At 58.7% G+C, this 17,028-nt stretch carries 12 protein-coding genes and 3 pseudogenes; 9 read left to right on the top strand and 6 right to left on the bottom strand.

The features are described 5' to 3' along the window. Positions 1-87: 87 nt before the first annotated feature. The 9 genes from LRM40_RS05375 to LRM40_RS05340 are packed head-to-tail and all read left to right on the top strand — an operon-like array spanning position 88 to position 10,864. Positions 88-2,040, top strand: a complete 1,953-nt coding sequence (locus LRM40_RS05375; protein ID WP_151123447.1) for an SLBB domain-containing protein — start codon at positions 88-90, stop codon at positions 2,038-2,040. A 43-nt stretch (positions 2,041-2,083) separates the two neighbouring features. Beyond that, positions 2,084-3,214, top strand: a complete 1,131-nt coding sequence (gmd, locus tag LRM40_RS05370; protein ID WP_151123446.1) for a GDP-mannose 4,6-dehydratase — start codon at positions 2,084-2,086, stop codon at positions 3,212-3,214. A 10-nt stretch (positions 3,215-3,224) separates the two neighbouring features. After that, positions 3,225-4,160, top strand: a complete 936-nt coding sequence (locus tag LRM40_RS05365) for a GDP-L-fucose synthase family protein (protein WP_211372957.1) — start codon at positions 3,225-3,227, stop codon at positions 4,158-4,160. Positions 4,161-4,181: 21 nt separating this feature from the next. Then, positions 4,182-5,474, top strand: coding sequence for a lipopolysaccharide biosynthesis protein (locus LRM40_RS05360; protein WP_151123445.1), 1,293 nt, complete (start codon positions 4,182-4,184; stop codon positions 5,472-5,474). A 20-nt stretch (positions 5,475-5,494) separates the two neighbouring features. Then, the gene (locus LRM40_RS05355; RefSeq protein ID WP_151123444.1) at positions 5,495-6,439 is read left to right on the top strand and encodes a polysaccharide pyruvyl transferase family protein; all 945 of its coding nucleotides are present in this window, start codon (positions 5,495-5,497) and stop codon (positions 6,437-6,439) included. Between the two features lie 32 nt (positions 6,440-6,471). Further along, positions 6,472-7,791: a glycosyltransferase gene (locus tag LRM40_RS05350; protein WP_170288822.1), complete on the top strand. Its 1,320-nt coding sequence runs from the start codon at positions 6,472-6,474 to the stop codon at positions 7,789-7,791. Between the two features lie 12 nt (positions 7,792-7,803). Next, complete coding sequence (locus tag LRM40_RS05345) at positions 7,804-9,027, top strand: hypothetical protein (RefSeq protein WP_151123442.1); 1,224 nt, start codon at positions 7,804-7,806, stop codon at positions 9,025-9,027. Next, on the top strand, positions 9,024-9,773 hold the full coding sequence (locus tag LRM40_RS21570) for a glycosyltransferase (protein WP_375138557.1): 750 nt from the start codon (positions 9,024-9,026) through the stop codon (positions 9,771-9,773). Before LRM40_RS05345 ends, LRM40_RS21570 begins: the two co-directional genes overlap by 4 nt. Next, positions 9,770-10,864 carry a glycoside hydrolase family 99-like domain-containing protein gene (locus LRM40_RS05340; protein ID WP_170288821.1) on the top strand — a complete coding sequence of 365 codons (1,095 nt, stop codon included), beginning with the start codon at positions 9,770-9,772 and terminating at the stop codon, positions 10,862-10,864. The genes LRM40_RS21570 and LRM40_RS05340 overlap by 4 nt, the downstream gene beginning before the upstream one ends. 74 nt (positions 10,865-10,938) lie before the next feature. On the opposite strand, the pseudogene LRM40_RS05335 reads toward LRM40_RS05340, so the two are convergent. From LRM40_RS05335 to LRM40_RS05310, 6 genes and pseudogenes are all read right to left on the bottom strand, one after another. Continuing rightward, positions 10,939-11,697 (bottom strand): annotated as a pseudogene (locus tag LRM40_RS05335) (IS3 family transposase); the annotation flags it as partial. Positions 11,698-11,738: 41 nt separating this feature from the next. Then, positions 11,739-12,614 (bottom strand): annotated as a pseudogene (locus tag LRM40_RS05330) (IS3 family transposase); the annotation flags it as partial. Positions 12,615-12,785: 171 nt separating this feature from the next. Further along, positions 12,786-13,523, bottom strand: coding sequence for an IS21-like element helper ATPase IstB (gene istB / locus LRM40_RS05325; protein WP_151126053.1), 738 nt, complete (start codon positions 13,521-13,523; stop codon positions 12,786-12,788). Between the two features lie 36 nt (positions 13,524-13,559). Next, positions 13,560-15,104, bottom strand: coding sequence for an IS21 family transposase (gene istA, locus LRM40_RS05320; protein ID WP_151126052.1), 1,545 nt, complete (start codon positions 15,102-15,104; stop codon positions 13,560-13,562). Between the two features lie 186 nt (positions 15,105-15,290). Next, positions 15,291-15,533, bottom strand: a pseudogene (locus tag LRM40_RS05315) (transposase); the annotation flags it as partial. Positions 15,534-15,800: 267 nt separating this feature from the next. Beyond that, on the bottom strand, positions 15,801-16,985 hold the full coding sequence (locus LRM40_RS05310) for a GumC domain-containing protein (protein WP_151122072.1): 1,185 nt from the start codon (positions 16,983-16,985) through the stop codon (positions 15,801-15,803). Positions 16,986-17,028: the final 43 nt, after the last annotated feature.

Genomic DNA, 17,028 nt, shown 5'->3' with positions numbered 1-17,028 from the left:
CTCTTTGTGAGCGACGGAGATCTGATTCATTGCCCGGTCACGTGTGCCACTTCTGGTGTTCACCCGTGATCCCACACTTGCCGATCCATGTTTCCACTTGCTCACGACCGATTTAAAGGTCTGCACGGATTTCAGCGCGTTGCCGCACTTGCTTGCACACTGCTGGCACTGGTCGCCTTGCCCGCCCAGGCGCAACTGATTCCCTCCCTTTCCGGCGACAGCAATCAAGGAAGCACGCCCGTCGGCGTGCCCTCATTGGGGCGTTCCGGCAGCAGCTCGGGAACAACCGGAGCATCAGCCGCACCGACGCCCAGCATCATCACGATTCAGCAGCCAGGGGCTACGCAAACACCGCTGGGGGTGACAGGTGCGGAGCCCTCTAATTCGGAAAGGCCTTCACCCGCAACAGCGGCCGGCGAGTTCGAAAAGTACGTCCAGAAAATGGTTGATCCCGATCAGCCTTTCGTTCACAGACTGGGCAGCCAGCTATTGAGTGGCGCCTCGTCTGACGGCAGCGACGCGTCGCCACTGGTGCCTGCAGACTACCTGTTGGTCCCTGGCGACGAGCTGCAGTTGTCCATCTCCGGCTCTGTCGATGCAGACCTGAGGCTGGTGGTGGACCGCTCCGGCCGGATCGTCGTCCCCCGCGTGGGTCCAGTCATGGTGGCCGGCGTGCGCTATGCCGACGTGCCGGACGTGATCCGGCAGCGGGTGGCCCGGCAATTCAAGAATTTCGACGTGACCGTATCGCTGGCGCAGCTGCGTGGCATCCGGGTCTATGTCACCGGCTTTGCGACCAACCCGGGCCTCTACTCGCTCAACAGCCTCTCGACGATCTCTGCCGCCCTGAGCAAGGCAGGGGGGCCGTCGGCGGCAGGCTCCTACCGGAACATCCAGCTGAAGCGGCGGGGTCAGACGCCGGTCAACTTCGACCTCTACGACCTGTTGGTGCACGGCAACCGCAACTCCGATGTGGTGCTGCAACCCGATGACGTCGTTTATGTCGGCCCAGTGGGCGCCGAGGTCGCCGTGCTGGGCAGCGTCAATCAGCAGGCCATCGTCGAGCTCAAGCCGGGCGAGACCCTCAAGGACGCCATCGAGAATGTGGGGGGATTGAACTCCGTCGCCGACTCCAGCAGCGTGACGATCGAGCGCCTGAAGGACCGGGATGGCAGCTACGCCAACCGCGTGCCTCTGCCGGCCGGGTACCGTGAGCCGCTGCTCGCGGGCGATGTGATCCGCGTGACCAGCATCGTGGACGCCAGGGCGGCGCAGGACAACCGCAACCGCCGCGTGGTGGTGGAAGGTGAAGTGGCGCATCCGGGTGCCTATGTGCTGCCCGCACGGGCCACCTTGCAGGATGCGCTGAAGGCCGCCGGAGGCCTGTCGCCCAACGCCTACGTCTTCGGCACCCAATTCAGTCGCGCCAGTGTCCTGAAGGAACAGGTCGACAACTACACCCGCGCTCTGCGTGATCTGCAAGTGGACCTGACCCGCAGCGCCAGCACACAGCGAGCCGCCAGCGCCGACGAGGCCAAGGCGGCCACAGCCAACCAGGATGCAATCTCCAAGCTGATCACCACGCTGAAGAGGGTCAAGCCCACCGGCCGACTGGTGCTCCAGATCACACCAGACACCACCCAGCTGCCCGACCTGGCGCTGGAAGACGGTGACCGCATCTATATCCCTGCCAAGCCGACCTCGGTGGGCGTGTTCGGCAGTGTCTTCAACGCAGGCAGCTTTCTCTATGCGCCCAATAAGGTGCTGGGCGACTACCTGGATCAGGCCGGCGGCCCCACCCGCGGCGCAGACGAGAAAAGTGCCTTCGTCATCCGCGCCAATGGCAGCGTGACCAGCAACCTGCAGAGCAGCAGTTGGTTCAGCTCCGGCTCGTTGGCCTCTCTCACCGCCGTGCCGGGTGACACCATCTTCGTGCCGGAAGAGATGAACAAGACCACCTTGGTGCAGTCGCTCAAGGACTGGTCGCAGATCATCTACCAGCTGGGTCTGGGCGCCGCCGCGGTCAACGCGGTCAAGTGACAAGCAATGCTGATCGACCTGAAGTCAAGTGCAAGCAAACACCATGGAACATAAAGTTGCCCTCATCACCGGCGTGACCGGCCAAGACGGCGCGTACCTGGCCGAGTTCCTGCTGAAGAAGGGCTACGTGGTGCACGGCATCAAGCGCCGCAGCAGCCTGTTCAACACGGACCGGATCGACCACCTGTACCAGGATCCGCATGTCGACAACCGCAACTTCATCCTGCACTATGGCGACCTGACCGACTCCACCAGCCTGGTGCGCATCATCCAGAAGGTGAAGCCCGACGAGATCTACAACCTGGCCGCGCAAAGTCATGTGGCCGTCTCGTTCGAGGAGCCGGAGTACACCGCCAACGCCGACGGCATCGGCGCACTGCGCATCCTGGAGGCCATCCGCATCCTGGGCCTGACCCAGAAGACGCGCTTCTACCAGGCCAGCACCAGCGAGCTCTACGGCCTGGTGCAGGAGATCCCCCAGAAGGAGACCACCCCCTTCTACCCGCGCAGCCCCTATGCGGTGGCCAAGCTCTACGCCTACTGGATCACGGTCAACTACCGCGAGGCCTATGGCATCTACGCCTGCAATGGCGTGCTGTTCAACCACGAGAGCCCGCTGCGCGGCGAGACCTTCGTGACCCGCAAGATCACCCGGGCCATCAGCCGCATTGCCCTAGGGCTGCAGGAGTGCCTGTACCTGGGCAACCTGAGCGCGCTGCGCGACTGGGGTCACGCCCGCGACTACATCGAGATGCAGTGGCTGATGCTGCAGCAGCAGCAGGCCGAGGACTTTGTGATTGCCACCGGCGTGCAGTACAGCGTGCGCCAGTTTGTGGACTTTGCGGCCAAGGAGCTGGGCATCACCCTGGCCTTTGAGGGCGAGGGCGACAAGGAAGTGGGCATCGTCCAGGCCGTGGACACGGTGAACGGTGAATACAAGGCCAAGTGCAAGCCCGGCGACGTGATTGTGAAGGTGGACCCGCGCTACTACCGGCCCACGGAGGTGGAGACGCTGCTGGGCGACCCGACCAAGGCCAAGGAGAAGCTGGGCTGGACGCCCAAGACCAGCCTGGCCGAGCTGGTGAAGGAAATGGTGGAAGCCGACTACAACACGGCGCGCAAGGACAGCCTGGTCAAGCTGGCCGGCTTCCAGGCCTTCGACCACCACGAGTGAGGCCCGCGCCATGACTGCGATCGCGAAGGACGCCACCATCCTGGTGGCCGGCGCCCGCGGCATGGTGGGCAGCGCCCTGGTGCGCCGCCTGCAGGCCGGCGGCTACACCCAGGTGCTGGCCCCCGGCCGCACCGAGCTGGACCTGATGGACACCGTCGCCGTGCAGGCTTACCTGGCCCAGCACCGCCCGGCCTACATCTTCATCGCCGCGGCCAAGGTGGGCGGTATTCACGCCAACAACACCTACCGCGCCGAGTTCCTGCACACCAACCTCACCATCCAGAACAACCTCATCCATGGCGCCCACCTGGCCGGCGTGCAGCGGCTGATGTTCCTGGGCAGCAGCTGCATCTACCCCAAGCTGGCCCCGCAGCCCATCAAGGAAGAGTACTTGTTGACCGGCCCGCTGGAGCCCACCAACGAGCCCTATGCCATCGCCAAGATTGCCGGCATCAAGATGTGCGAGGCCTACAACGCGCAGTACGGCCGCCAGTACATCAGCGTCATGCCCACCAACCTGTACGGGCCCAACGACAACTACGACCTGAACAACAGCCACGTGCTGCCCGCGCTCATCCGCAAGGCGCACGAGGCCAAGCTGCGCGGTGACGCGCAGTACGTGGTGTGGGGCAGCGGCACGCCGCGGCGCGAATTCCTGTATGTGGACGACCTGGCCGACGCCTGCGTGTTCCTGATGGAGCGCGGCTACGACGGCCCGCTGCTCAACATCGGCACCGGTGAAGACGTGACCATCCGCGAGCTAGCCGAGACGGTGATGAACGTCGTCGGATTCCAGGGCGAGATCGTGTTCGATGCCAGCAAGCCGGATGGCACGCCACGCAAGCTGCTTGATGTAAGCAGTCTGACTAACCTAGGGTGGGTAGCGAGTACCAGCCTAGCGTCAGGTATACAGCGCACATACGAAATCGCCCCTTTCAGAACTTGAATCGGCGGACGGACTACGAGGATGTCCCGCTCAACCGGCATCGGACGCGCTTGGCTTCACACCCTGACGAGTACAGGGGTGGTGACAGCTCTAACTTTTTCAGCATCAATTCTAGCGGCCCGCCTACTTGGCCCAGAAGGACGCGGCCATATCGCGGCCGCAATATTAATAGCCACCGTCTCCTCTGGAATTGCGCAGTGCGGACTAGCTCACTCCATTGTTTATCACTGGGGCCTCCAGCACCGGCTAAATTTCATAAAACTCACGGCACTATCAGCGACACTCGTAGTCGCAACAACGATTCCCCTATCGGCATTTGCGGCGTTAAAATTTTATTCGCCAGAAATTGAATTCTCCACCCCGCTAATTATAATAATTTCGTTAGCAACGGGGCTATTTTCATTTGGCAGCACAACAGCCCAAATTAACCCAGATCTGCGCACATTTAATGCATCAAGAATCATAATACCCCTGGCAACAAGCTGCTTCTTGGGCACCATATACACCACCCAAAAAAATCTGGGATACGAATCCTTGCTTATATTCCAGTCAGCTGCCACAGCCATCGCAGCAGCATACTGCTTGACAGCAACAGCCATACACATAAGAAACGCAAAACACCTTCCCACCCCAGGCCATTCAGGATTGCGCGATATATTCAACTACGCCTGGAAATACCAAGGAACCGCACTGCTTGGCCTAATTCTATTAAATATAGACAAGATATTCCTTCTATCCAAAGGAAACGCCAAGGATTTCGGGCTGTATACACTCGCATTCACAACGACCAGAGTTATAGCCTCCGTTCAGGACTCCGCATCTCTATCCATATTTTCTCGTTTTGCAGGGAAGCAGGACGGCGAACTATCGGAGGCGGTTAAAAAGAGTTTTCGCTTAAGCTTTTTACCGATGCTGATGGCGACCACACTTATATCATTAGCCGCCCCACTTTTCATTCCAAGAATTTTCGGACCCGATTTTAATGGAATGATTACCCCATTCATAATACTATCATTCGAAGCAGTCATAGGGGCAGGAAGCTGGACTCTTGCCCAGAGGTTTAATGCAGGCGGCCGGCCGGGTCTAGTTTTATTAAGACAGGGCTTTGTAACAATCCCACTGCTTGCAACACTTCCAGCACTTCCAACGCAGGATATGCCAATCTACTTGGCCGCCTTACTACTTTGCGCCGCCATCTTGCGCCTAGCGCTCACCATTGCACTGTACCCGCTAGCGCTAGGGGAAAAACTCCCAAAATTTTTACCCAGCCTGAGCGAAATTAATTCGATGGCTAAAAATATAAAATTTAAATAAATATTGAAACAAACAAATCCATGACAACACTTTTGTTTGACCCATCCATCGCATCATCAAACCTAGGGGACCAAATTATCATCGAGGCGGTTAAGCGTGAAATATCAAACTTACTCCCCTCAGAGCAAATCATAACCGCCCCCACCCAAGAGGTCATAAGCAATATATCTTTGCGCCAAGCGAAGAATGCGAAATTCCGGTTTGTCGGCGGAACCAACCTTTTGAGCTCAAAAATGCTCAGGTACGCCCAATGGAAAATCGGACTGCTGCAAGCATTAAAGCTGAAAAACGTCACCCTCATGGGTGTTGGGTGGTGGCAATATCAACCTCCACCCGATCTTTATACGAGAACGATCCTGCGCAGCATCCTCTCCCATGAGGAAATGCATTCCGTTAGAGACGAATACACAAGAAGAATGCTCTCAAAGATCGGAATAAAAAATACCATAAATACCGGCTGCCCAACCATGTGGCAACTCACACCTGAGCATTGCGAATCCATCACCGCACGACGCTCAACGAAAGCGGTACTAACCCTTACGGACTACCATCAGGACAAGCAAAGAGACCGAAATATCCTGGATTTACTGCAGAAATTTTATTCAACCGTCTACTTTTGGCCACAAGGATCCGGGGACCTACGCTACCTAGACAGCCTCAGGCCGATCGGAGTAATAAGACTAACCCCAAGCCTCCGAGATTATGATCAACTTTTATCATCTGATGATGATATTGACTTCATCGGGACGCGACTGCATGGCGGAGTCCGCGCACTTCAATTCAAACATAGAGCATTAATTATCGCCGTTGATAATAGAGCTCAAGAAATTTCAAAAGACACCGGATTACCGGTAGCCGCCCGCGACGACTTGGAAAGCATTAGAAAATGGATCAAAAATCCAGGGCCCACTCTGATAAGGATGGACAGCAGCGCAATTGACAAGTGGAGGGAGCAATTCAAATAGGACCGTCAACAAATCTAATCGGCATAAACCGCGTGACCGGAACAAAGAAAACATCCACTGGCCGGGACTTAAAAGTTCTTCACATCAACACCACTGATTTAGTCGGCGGTGCTGCCCGCGCTGCATTTCGGCTGCACGAAGCGCTGTTGCAGTGCGGTGTAGAAAGCCGAATGCTGGTACTTGAGAAAACGAGTGACGACCCTGCCGTATTGGCGCCTATGTCCCCTTGGCGACGCATTTGGCATCAGCTGAAACGGGGGGCGACGGCCCGGCTGATGCGGAGGCAACACACGCCCACCAACCCGGGGATTCACTCGCTCAACCTGACGGGAAGTGGCCTGGTCCCCTGGATCAACGCCCAGAACGTCGATGTGGTCCAGCTGCACTGGCTGGGCAACGAAATGCTGTCCGTCGCCGAGATCGCCCGCATCCGGCATCCGCTGGTCTGGACGCTGCACGACATGTGGCCGATCTCCGGCGCAGAACACTACGACGACTTCCTGAACCCCGGCCGCTACCGTGAGGCTTACCGACCAGATAACCGGCCGAGCCAACATGAGGGCCCGGACCTGGACGCATGGACCTGGCAGCGCAAGCGCAAGGCCTGGTGCCGGCAGCAGTTCCATCTGGTAAGCCCCAGCCAGTGGCTGGCAGACTGCGCTCGCCAAAGCGCCCTGATGTCCCATCAGCCCTGTTCGGTGATTCCGAACTGCATCGACCACCGGATCTATCGTCCCGTGAACCGCCAGACGGCATGTGACGCCCTGGGGCTGGATCCCCACCGTCGCTACGTTCTGTTCGGCGCCTCGTCCGCCACGGGCGACCCCCGCAAGGGCTACGCGGAGTTGCGCACGGCTCTTGGCCACATGCGGTCGCTCGCAGACGGCCAGGCAGGCGACATCGAGCTGTTGATCTTCGGCGCCACGGCACCGCGGATCGCCGACACGGGCTTGCCTTTCCAGCCCCACTACTTCGGCAACCTGTCAGACGACCTGACCCTGGCGTTGCTTTACTCGGCAGCCGATGTGTTCGCCGCCCCATCGCTGCAGGACAACCTCCCGAATACCCTGGTGGAGGCAATGGCATGTGGTCTCCCTTGCGTAGCCTTTCGCATCGGTGGCATGCCCGACCTGATCGAGCACAAAGCTACAGGATGGTTGGCCGAGCCATTCGAGGTTGCGGGCTTCACAGAAGGCCTCATGCACTGGCTCCAGCGTCCACGACCGGAAGAGGCATGCCGTCGCTTCTCTCTCTGCAATCACGCCTATTCAAGTGTGGCCGCTCAATACCAAGACCTGTACAACCGAGTCACACGAGACCGACAGGACTTGGCTGCATCTCCTGCAGACTGAGCCGATCCGGGCATGTATTCTTATCTTTTTGTATCGAAGGCCATCACGTTCGTGGTCGCATTGGCCCTCACCTGGGCCGCCTGCGGGTTAGCCGGCAGACCGAGGATTTGGTGGCGTGCATTCGCCTTTAGCTTCACCCCGGCACTCGGTGCTGCGTTCTTTGCTACCGGCTTTTTGGCTGATCACCCGCCAGCCCTGAGCGATCTGGCCAGCGGGCTTGCATTCGAATTCATTAACCTCACCGTCTTCTGTGTCGCATTTGTACGCGCCTATGAATGGCTTGCTTCCGCCGACAACGAGACAGTGCAAAAGTCAATCATCGCCCTATTTATATTCGAATTGGCCCTATTCTCAGTAATTGCCACCAGCTCAGGCTTCGGATTATTCTCCGAAGGAGCAAAAAACGATTACCTTTCCAATAATCCATTCCTCAAGTACGCCACATACTGCTTGGCGCTTCTCACTCGCATCCAGTCTGGTCTGCTTGCGCACCAGTTGACTCACAGAAAATTCGGCAAGCTGGCATTCTTGATAATAATTTTCCAAGCTGCTGCGTCCATCGCCTCTGGCTCCAAAGGAGCATTCTTTCTTTGGATATTTTCTATATTCTCGCTTGTCGATTATCAGCAAGCCCGCCTGCCCAGGAAGATCATATTTGGAATGGGATTTGCCGTTATGGCGGCTCTGGGGGCGACCGCCTACGTGATTTCAGGTTTTCTAGGAATCACTGTCCTGGATTTCTTTGACTTAGCCTTTAATCGTATCTTCTTGACCAACGATGCACGGGCCATTGCCTTTGACATTCGAAGTGGGCTGAGCGCAGAACACGGCCCTTTGATTGAGTTTTTCCGCTCGTACGTTCGACTCTTTGCTTTGCACCCACAAGATCCACCCCTCGGGGTCCTTCTATACGATAGCTATTTCGGCCCGTCAGATGGCAATGGAGCAAACGCATCCCTAATGGCTTTCGCCGTTTACTACGCAGCGCCTGGGTATGCTTTCGTCTACGCTGCAGCCGGTGCTCTCTCGAGCATCGTCATGCTCTACATCTTTTTGACGGCGGCAGCTGGAATGAAATCCCCGATCGCGAAGTATATAACCTGGAATGTTGCGCTAACTTCGATTATTCTTTGGACACAGGATGTCCTGGCTTTCCAGTTATCCGCCTTACTCGCGTTCCCAGTACTCCTAGCGACTTGGTTTTTGTGCCCACCGGACAAGACTCCCAACCAATGAATGATCCCAAAAATCCAACAGGGGCAACGGACGATCCCAAACCTGTACTGTCTATTGTCATTCCCTCACTGGAAATAGATCGGGAACTTCGGCGATGCATTGACTCAATTCGCATTGTCGAGCCTGATCAAAGACGCTGCGAAATAGTTCTGGTCGTACCGACAAAGCAATTAAGTTCAGCTGACGAGTTATCCGCGGACGCCAAAATCGTCGCAGAGACCCACAAAAGTATCTACGGTGCGATGAACGATGGAGCCCGTGCCAGTTCTGGGCGTTACCTATTTTTTTGCGGCAAAGACGATATCTTACTCCCAAGCCTCAAAGAAACAATGGACATCCTGGCAACACAGTCACCTTCAGTTCTCTATCATGATGTCTACTGGGGCAGCGATGGAATATATAGGGGCAAGCCATCTCGTTGGCGAGTTCTAATACAAAACTTATGTCATCAGGGGATAATCTACTCCAGAAGCACCTTTGATCGGCATGGTCCCTACATTCGAAAAATGCGAGTTCAGTCAGATCATCTATTAAATATTAGGATAATTTGGAGCAAAGACCCTGAAGATCATAAATGGCAATATCGCAGAACCCCGCTCGCTTGGTATTCTGGGACAGGCCTATCCTCCTTTGCCCGTGATCCCGTATTTAGAAAGCTGTACCCCGCCACTTTGAGAAGGTACGTTGGCTGCTGGGCGGCAGTCAGTCTACGCGTTGTCAGATGGGCAAGAGGAACCCTACGATGAATCGGTTTGCCATCTATTTCCCACAATTCTACCCAACAGACATCAACAACCGAGCCTGGGGATATGGATTTACCGACTGGGCTCTGGTCGCCGAGGCGAATCTTCGAGAAAGATGGAGCCGCAGAGCTCCCGCCATGGGGTTCTACGACGGATCCAACATTTCCGTCCATGAGCACCAAATTGAGACCGCATTAGCCGCCGGCCTGACAGGATTTGGAATCTATCACTATTGGTTCTACGAAAGCCATGAGCTAAGCGCCTTCGAGGAGAACATATTACACCAAGCCAACCTGAGCAATAAGAGCTTCAAGTGGTTCGTTATCTGGGCGACAGAAAATTGGTCAAAGCGATGGATTGGTGACTCTACACCACTAGTTAATCTATCGGATCGCCCTTCTATCGAGAGCATCCGAAAGCATTGCGATCACTTAGTAAAGTGCTTCAATACACCCGGCTACCACCGGATCGATAATAGACCACTCTTTTGCATCTACAACATAGCCCACTTCAGTCACCCCGAAGAGACCTTGGCAATTTATAGAAAAATCCTCTTAGAGCGAGGCGTTGACGTCTATATTGCTCATTTCGTAAAAAACCCTTTCGACTTCCAGTATTCAAACCTAACTGATGGAAGTTATCTCTTTGAGCCAAGACTATTTTTCGGCACCAAGAGAAGAGGCCGAGGCAGCTTGGCAAAGCGCACCTTCGATGTCTTTCGAAAGTTCACAGGAGAAGGCATTGCAAATAGGACCATTACATTCATTGATCGTTTCCAGCAGAAAGGTCAAACCTTCTCGGCGAATGATTTCATAAACTATATGAACTCAAGAGAGCGCCGGGACTGGGTGAAAGAATTTCCGGGCCCCGTTCAGAATGTCATCAGCCCCGGATGGAACAACACTCCCCGCTATCAAGATAGATTCACTGCACTCGAACCCTTGAGCGGCGACCAGTTCCGCAGTCTGCTTAAGGCGGGGACGTGCGATGTGGAGCTCCCCCTAATGATCAACGCTTGGAACGAGTGGTCCGAGGGGGCGGCAATTGAGCCATGCGCCTACCTCGGCAGTGAGTATTTGGACTCCCTGGCCTAGGGAGGATGCGCGAATGCCCGGCTCCGCCCAGCACCTGAACCGCCCCGGTGACCTGCTCGGCTTTTTCGAGCCAGTTATTCCTGTAAGACGGCCCGGTTGGGGTGAGTGGGATTGTGCAGCTTGAACTCGTGCGGGGTCATGTAGTTCAAGCTGCTGTGGGGGCGCACGGCGTTGTAGTGCCGGCGCCAGGCTTCGATGATGACGGAGGCCTCTTTGCGCGATCTGAACCATTCCAGCGACAGGCATTCGTCGCGGAATTTGCCGTTGAAGCTCTCGTCGGCCCCGTTCTGCCAAGGCTTGCCGGGGTCGCTCAGCGCAGTCGCAATGCCCGCTTGAGCGATCCACTCCAGGATGGCGTGACTGACGAATTCCGGGCCGTTGTCCGAGCGCATGAACAGCGGCGCGCCATGCAAACTGACCAGTCTGGACAGCACCTCGACCACCCGCTTGGATCGAATCGAGCCAGCCACGTCGATGGCCAGACATTCGCGGGTGTACTCGTCGATGACCGTCAGGCATTTGATCTGCTGGCCTTCGGCGGTGGTGTCGAAGACGAAGTCGTAGGCCCAGACCGCATTCGCCTTGAAGGGCGTAAAGGCCCGGGGTCTGCCTGTGGCGATTCGCCTGCGTGGCCGCTTCTTGGGCAGCAGCAGGCCCGCCTGACGCCACAGCCGGTGCGTGCGCGACCAACTCAGCTCGAAGCCTTGGCGCCGCAGGAAGATCCGGATGCGCCGGTAGCCGTAGCGCGGGTACTGCGCCGACAGCGTCCTCATCGCCTGCATGACCGGGCCATCCTTGGCCGGCAGGCGCAACTCGTAGTGACCTGCCCCCTTCAGCCGTACCAGTGATTCGGTTGGGGTCCTGGGGTTGAAGGTTAATGGATCTGGGCAGGGATCTCGTGACGAGCGGCGTCGCCTGCCTGCTGACGCAGTTGCTCGGCATACCTGGCTGGCGGTATGCGGCCAATGCTGCTGTGGGGTCGGACCTCGTTGTAGTCCCGACGCCATGCGGCAATCTCGGTGCGTGCCTGGCGCAGGCTCTGGAACCAGTGCTCATTGAGGCACTCGTCACGGAACTTGCCGTTGAAGCTCTCGATGTAGCCGTTCTGCATGGGACGCCCCGGCTCGATGAGGATGTGGCGGATGTGGTGCTCCTGGGTCCAGGCGATGAAGGCCCGGCTGGTGAACTCCGGGCCGTTGTCCGTTCTGACCGCGGCCGGGTAGCCCCTGAATCGCGCTGCCTGGTCCAGCAGCCGGGTGACGTACAGACCGCTGATGCCGTAGTCCACTGCAATCTCCACGCATTCGTGGCTGAAGTCATCGGCCACGGTCAGGCACTTGATGCGCCGCCCGCTGGCCAGGCTGTCGCTGACAAAGTCCATGCTCCACACCTCATTGATGCGTTGGGCGATGTTCAGGGGCGTGCGCTCCATCACCGGCCGCTTGGCCTTCTTGCGCTTGCGCACCGCCAGATTGGCCGCGCTGTAGAGCCGGTACACCCGCTTGTGATTGACACCGGGAAAGTCGTTGCGCAGCAGGTCGTGCACGCGCCGGTAGCCAAAGCGTCGGCGGATGTGCGCGATCTCGACGATCCTGTCCTTTAGCGCCTGGGTCTGTGCGCTGGGCACCGGCGGGTGCCGGTAGCTGTCTCGGCTTAGCCCCACAAGCCTGCACGCGCGACGCTCGGACAGTTGGTGCTCCTGCACCAGCCGCGTGATCATCTCGCGCCGGGCCTGTGGGGCTACCTTTTTACCCCGAGCACGCTCTTGTGCGCATTCCACTGATGGCGGACAGTGATTCCATTCCCATCGCGGACAGCGTTCCAGGCGATGGCGGACACGTTGCGCGGGTGTCCTGAGTGACGCTCAAATCGTAGCCGAAGTGTCCGCCATCAGCGTGGAATGGCGGTCGGCGCGGCCGGCTCAGACGGCCTTTGCCAGCTTTCTCATCGACTCGCCCTTGAGGGCTATCTTGTGCGAGCCGTGCACGATGCGGTCCAGGATGGCGTCGGCCAGCGTGGGCTCGTCCAGCCAGGCGTGCCAGGCCGTCACCGGCAACTGGCTGGTGATGAGCGTCGAGCGCGCACCCACCCGGTCGTCGAGCAACTCCAGCAGGTCGTTTCGCTCGTGCGCGGCAATCGGCGCGATGCCGAAGTCGTCCAGGATGAGCAGGTCCAGCCGCGCCAGTTGCGCCAGCCGTTTGCCCAGGCTGCCATCGCCGTGGGCCACGTGCAACTCCTGCAGCAGCCGTGGCGCGCGGGTGTAGAGCACCGAGAAGCCCAGACGCGCGGCCTGCTGCCCCAGTGCGCAGGCAAGCCACGTCTTGCCGCACCCGGTGGCGCCGGTCAGCAGCACGTTGTGGCCATGGCGCAGCCAGTCGCCGCCGGCCAGGCTGGTGATGACCTCCCGGCCCAGGCCCCGGCTGGCGCGCCAGTCGATGTCCTCCAGGCAGGCACTGGAGACCTTCAGGCGGGCCGCCTTGAGCAGGCGCTCCAGGCGTTTGCTGTCACGCCAGTCCACCTCGCGCTGCACCAGCAGCGCCAGACGTTGTTCAAAGGGCAGTTCGCTGGCTGTGATGTGGGTGGCCGCGTCGCTGAGGGCGGCCACCATGCCGTCCAGGCGCAGGGCGCGCAGTTGGTTCAAGGTCTGTTCGTTGAGCATGGTTCTTCCTTGTTGGGTTTGCTTGCGCGTTGGAGCTCAGTGGTAGTAGTCCGGCCCGCGCACGTTCTCGTGCAGCGGCAGGCTCGCCTGTGCGGCCATCGGCGCATCCAGCGGCCGCTGGTCCAGGCCGCAGCCCAGGATGGAGGCGATGCTCTTGTAGGACGGTGAGCGAATCGACTGCGCCCGCGCACAGGCGGCCTCCAGCCGGTCAGCCCCGTACTCACGGCCCAGGCGCATGAGGCCCAGACAGGAGCGGTAACCCTGCTCGGGATGCTGGCGGTGCTCCATCTGCCAGCGCACCACGGCGGCGGTGGCCGCACCCACGCGCTCGCCCCAGGCGATGAGCTTGGCCGGCGTCCACTGCAGGTGCGCCCGGTGCGAGGCCGGCATGTGCTCAGGTGTGGTGGTGTGTGCACCCCGGCGGGGATTGAGGGCGTGGGCGGCCACCCGTTTGCCGCCATGCAGGACTTCGACCGTGCCGGCCGTGATGCGCAACTCCACCGGCTCGCCCACCAGGGCGTGGGGCACCGAGTAGTAGTGGCCATCGAGCTCGACGTGGTAATCGATGTTGACGCGGGCGGGTTTGAAGCGCGCGATGGGCATGCGCACCGCCGGCAGGGGGCGCAGGGCCGGCCGGTCAAGCTCGGCGAAGGCACTGGCGCGGTTGCCCGGCAGCTTCTTGAACGCGCGCTGGTTCAAGTCCACCAGCAAGGCGGCAATCGCCCGGTTGAGCTCGGCCAGGCTGAAGAAGGTCTGGTGGCGCAGCCGGGCCAGAATCCAGCGCTCGACCACCTGCACGGCGACCTCCACCTTGGGTTTGTCGCGTGGCTTGGCCGGGCGCGCGGGCATCACGGCCAGGCTGTAGTGCGCACAGAGTTCTTCGAGCAGGCGGTGCGCGGTGGGCTCGTAGCGGTCGGGGCGGGCCATGAGGGCGCGCGGCTGGTCGGGCACCAGCAGGCGGGGCACGCCGCCGATGAACTCCAGCGTGGCAATGATGCTGGCCACCCAGTCAGCGGCCTTCTGGCTGGCAGTGGCGCAGGCGTAGGTGTAGTTCGATGCGCCCAGCACTGCCACGAAGACCTGGGCCGGGCGTATCTCGCCGGTGCTGGCGTCCACGACGGGCACGGTCTGGCCGGCGTAGTCCACGAAGAGCTTGTCACCGCCCGAGTGGGTCTGGCGCATGGAGCGCTGCAGGCGCCGGGCCCAAGCCTTGTACTTCTCGCAGAAGGCGCTGTACTTGTACGCCTGACCGCTGTGCTGTTGCTGGTATTCCTCCCACAGCAGCTGCAGCGTCACGCCAGGTCGGCGCAGTTCGCGGTGGATGTGGGCGTGGTCGGGTTCGAGGTGCCGGGACTCGCGCGCCACGGGTGGCTTGTAAAGCCGGGCCTGGAGTTCGTCGTCGTTCAGGCTCTGGGCCGTAGCCCAGTCCACGCCGGCCACGCGCGCGTAGCTGGCTATCTCGCTGACAGTGGATTTGGAGATGCCGAGGGCGGCACCGATTTGACGGGTGCTCAAGGCCCCGCGGTGCAGCAGTTGCAGTGTGTGTCGTAGTTTGCTCATGGTGACCCTGGGTGTGGGCATCGCTGGCTCCGGTCAAAAAAACCGGGCAGCGTATGCCGCGTTCGGGTCACTCAGAACACCCCGCAGGTGTCCGCCATCAGTTTGGAATGCTGTCCGCCTTCAGCGTGGAACACTGTCCGCCATCATGGTGGAACACTGTCCGCCATCAGCGTGGAATCGTGTCCGCCATCGCGTGGAATACGCACTCTTGAGCGCATGCAGGTCCAGATGCGCCTCGGCCAGCAGGTGCTTGAGCTTGGCGTTCTCCGCCTCCAACTCGCGTAGCCGTCTGGCCTCTGACACATCCATGCCGCCGAACTTGGCGCGCCACTTGTAGAACGTGGCGTCCGAGAAGCCGCCCTTGCGGCAGATCTCCGCCACCGCCATGCCGGCCTCGGCCTGCTTGAGGAACCCGATGATCTGTTCCTCTGTGAACTTGCTCTTCCTCATGTCCGCGATTCTCCTGAATGGCGGACCCCTTGCTACTTCTACTTGGTACGGCGTGGGGGGAGCAGGTCACGCTGGGCTATGTGCCGCCGGCGGAGTTCGAGGCCAATTACCATCGACAACGCGCTGGTCAGGCCGCGACCGTCTGACTTAAACCAACGCCTCCGCGAAACCCGGGGCGGTTCAGTACGATTTCTTGGCCCGTACCGTCTCAGCGCGTCACGTCGCCGCTAAGCACCACGGGTTGCGACTTGGGCAGACCATCCTCAGTCACGATTCGGATCTGAAGGGGTGAAGGATCCTATCGATCTTCTTCGAAGACTCGGGATCACTCTTCAGGCGGCCCACCGAGTCCCTAAGAAGAATCCAAATCGAGAGTGCCAGCAAACTAAAGAGCCACACACCAATCCCCAAGAGAGCTCGCTTTGGCCGACTCTTCTTCTCAGGAACTTGGGCTTTGTCGACCACTTGAAATATACCGTTTTGGGCTTCATCCACTCGCGCAATTTCATATTGCTTGGCGAGCAACTCGTAAAGCGTCTCGTAGTACTTGAAGTCTCGATACTTCTCTACGTACCCACTCCCATCGTGATCGCTGGAATCACGCTTGCTCGCCGCCGCAAGTTGCTCCTGCAGAGATGAAAGCTCCACCCTTGCTTGACGCAGATCTGGGCTTGTATCTGCAAGAGATTGCCTCATGACCGAGATACGAACTTGCTGCGCAGAAATTTCGGCCTTCAGTCGAGCGACCAAATCCATGACGGCGTCTGGCTGTACCTTCAGCGCGTTGACATTAACACCGCTTTCCTGGAGAGTCTTCTGAGCCGTATCCAACTTCTTCTTGGCTTCACTCATCTCCCTCTCGAAAAAAACTCTACGCTGCGCTGGCTCCGTAACAGCAATTGTGTCACTCATCTTCTGGATTTGATCAGCATAAGCATTTGCCATCGCCGCAGAAACCTCAGGAGATTCATCATCCACCGTTATCAGTATCAATCCATCCTTACCAGCGGTGATTGTGGTATTCTCATAAAGCTTATCTCTCGCTTGGAATCGATAATCAACACCATATCGCTCCATAAGCTTAAATTGATCCACCATCGCATCAGCAATTGTTCTGCTTTTCAAAAATCCCAACCACTGATCCATAGGATTCTTTATCCCAGAAATTGCCGCACCCGCACCCGCAGCCAACCCCCCGAGCTGTCCCAAAAGTGCGGCGGCCCCGCTTTGCGGCTGAGATGGTGGCATCAGCGTCACCGAAGCTGTGTAAGTGGGCGCAACAAGAAAGCTCAATGCCACGACCAGTACTGCTGCAATTAGAGGCAGGAACATTAGTCGTCTTGCTTCGCAAGCGAGAACATAAGCGATATCCAGCGCAGAGCGTCCTGAGGTCTTGTCTGTATTACTCTGCATGGAGCCCTGCGATTCCTGTAGATATTTCGTTTGAGTCATGAACTCATTGAGGTCTAGCCAGATGGGAAGTGTATCCGTTCGG

This window comes from Ideonella dechloratans (assembly GCF_021049305.1).
Classification (GTDB): domain Bacteria; phylum Pseudomonadota; class Gammaproteobacteria; order Burkholderiales; family Burkholderiaceae_C; genus Ideonella; species Ideonella dechloratans.
Note: the sequence above shows the minus strand (reverse complement) of the source record. Positions and strands in the feature narration are given on the sequence as shown.

Bases quoted from the DNA above. Each gene is read 5' to 3' on its own strand.
- LRM40_RS21570 (WP_375138557.1), top strand. From the start codon at position 9,024: ATGAATGATCCCAAAAATCCAACAGGGGCAACGGACGATCCCAAACCT.
- LRM40_RS05310 (WP_151122072.1), bottom strand. From the start codon at position 16,985: ATGACTCAAACGAAATATCTACAGGAATCGCAGGGCTCCATGCAGAGT.
- LRM40_RS05365 (WP_211372957.1), top strand. From the start codon at position 3,225: ATGACTGCGATCGCGAAGGACGCCACCATCCTGGTGGCCGGCGCCCGC.
- istB (WP_151126053.1), bottom strand. From the start codon at position 13,523: ATGCTCAACGAACAGACCTTGAACCAACTGCGCGCCCTGCGCCTGGAC.
- LRM40_RS05345 (WP_151123442.1), top strand. From the start codon at position 7,804: ATGTATTCTTATCTTTTTGTATCGAAGGCCATCACGTTCGTGGTCGCA.
- LRM40_RS05355 (WP_151123444.1), top strand. From the start codon at position 5,495: ATGACAACACTTTTGTTTGACCCATCCATCGCATCATCAAACCTAGGG.
- LRM40_RS05360 (WP_151123445.1), top strand. From the start codon at position 4,182: ATGTCCCGCTCAACCGGCATCGGACGCGCTTGGCTTCACACCCTGACG.
- gmd (WP_151123446.1), top strand. From the start codon at position 2,084: ATGGAACATAAAGTTGCCCTCATCACCGGCGTGACCGGCCAAGACGGC.
- LRM40_RS05375 (WP_151123447.1), top strand. From the start codon at position 88: ATGTTTCCACTTGCTCACGACCGATTTAAAGGTCTGCACGGATTTCAG.
- istA (WP_151126052.1), bottom strand. From the start codon at position 15,104: ATGCCCACACCCAGGGTCACCATGAGCAAACTACGACACACACTGCAA.
- LRM40_RS05340 (WP_170288821.1), top strand. From the start codon at position 9,770: ATGAATCGGTTTGCCATCTATTTCCCACAATTCTACCCAACAGACATC.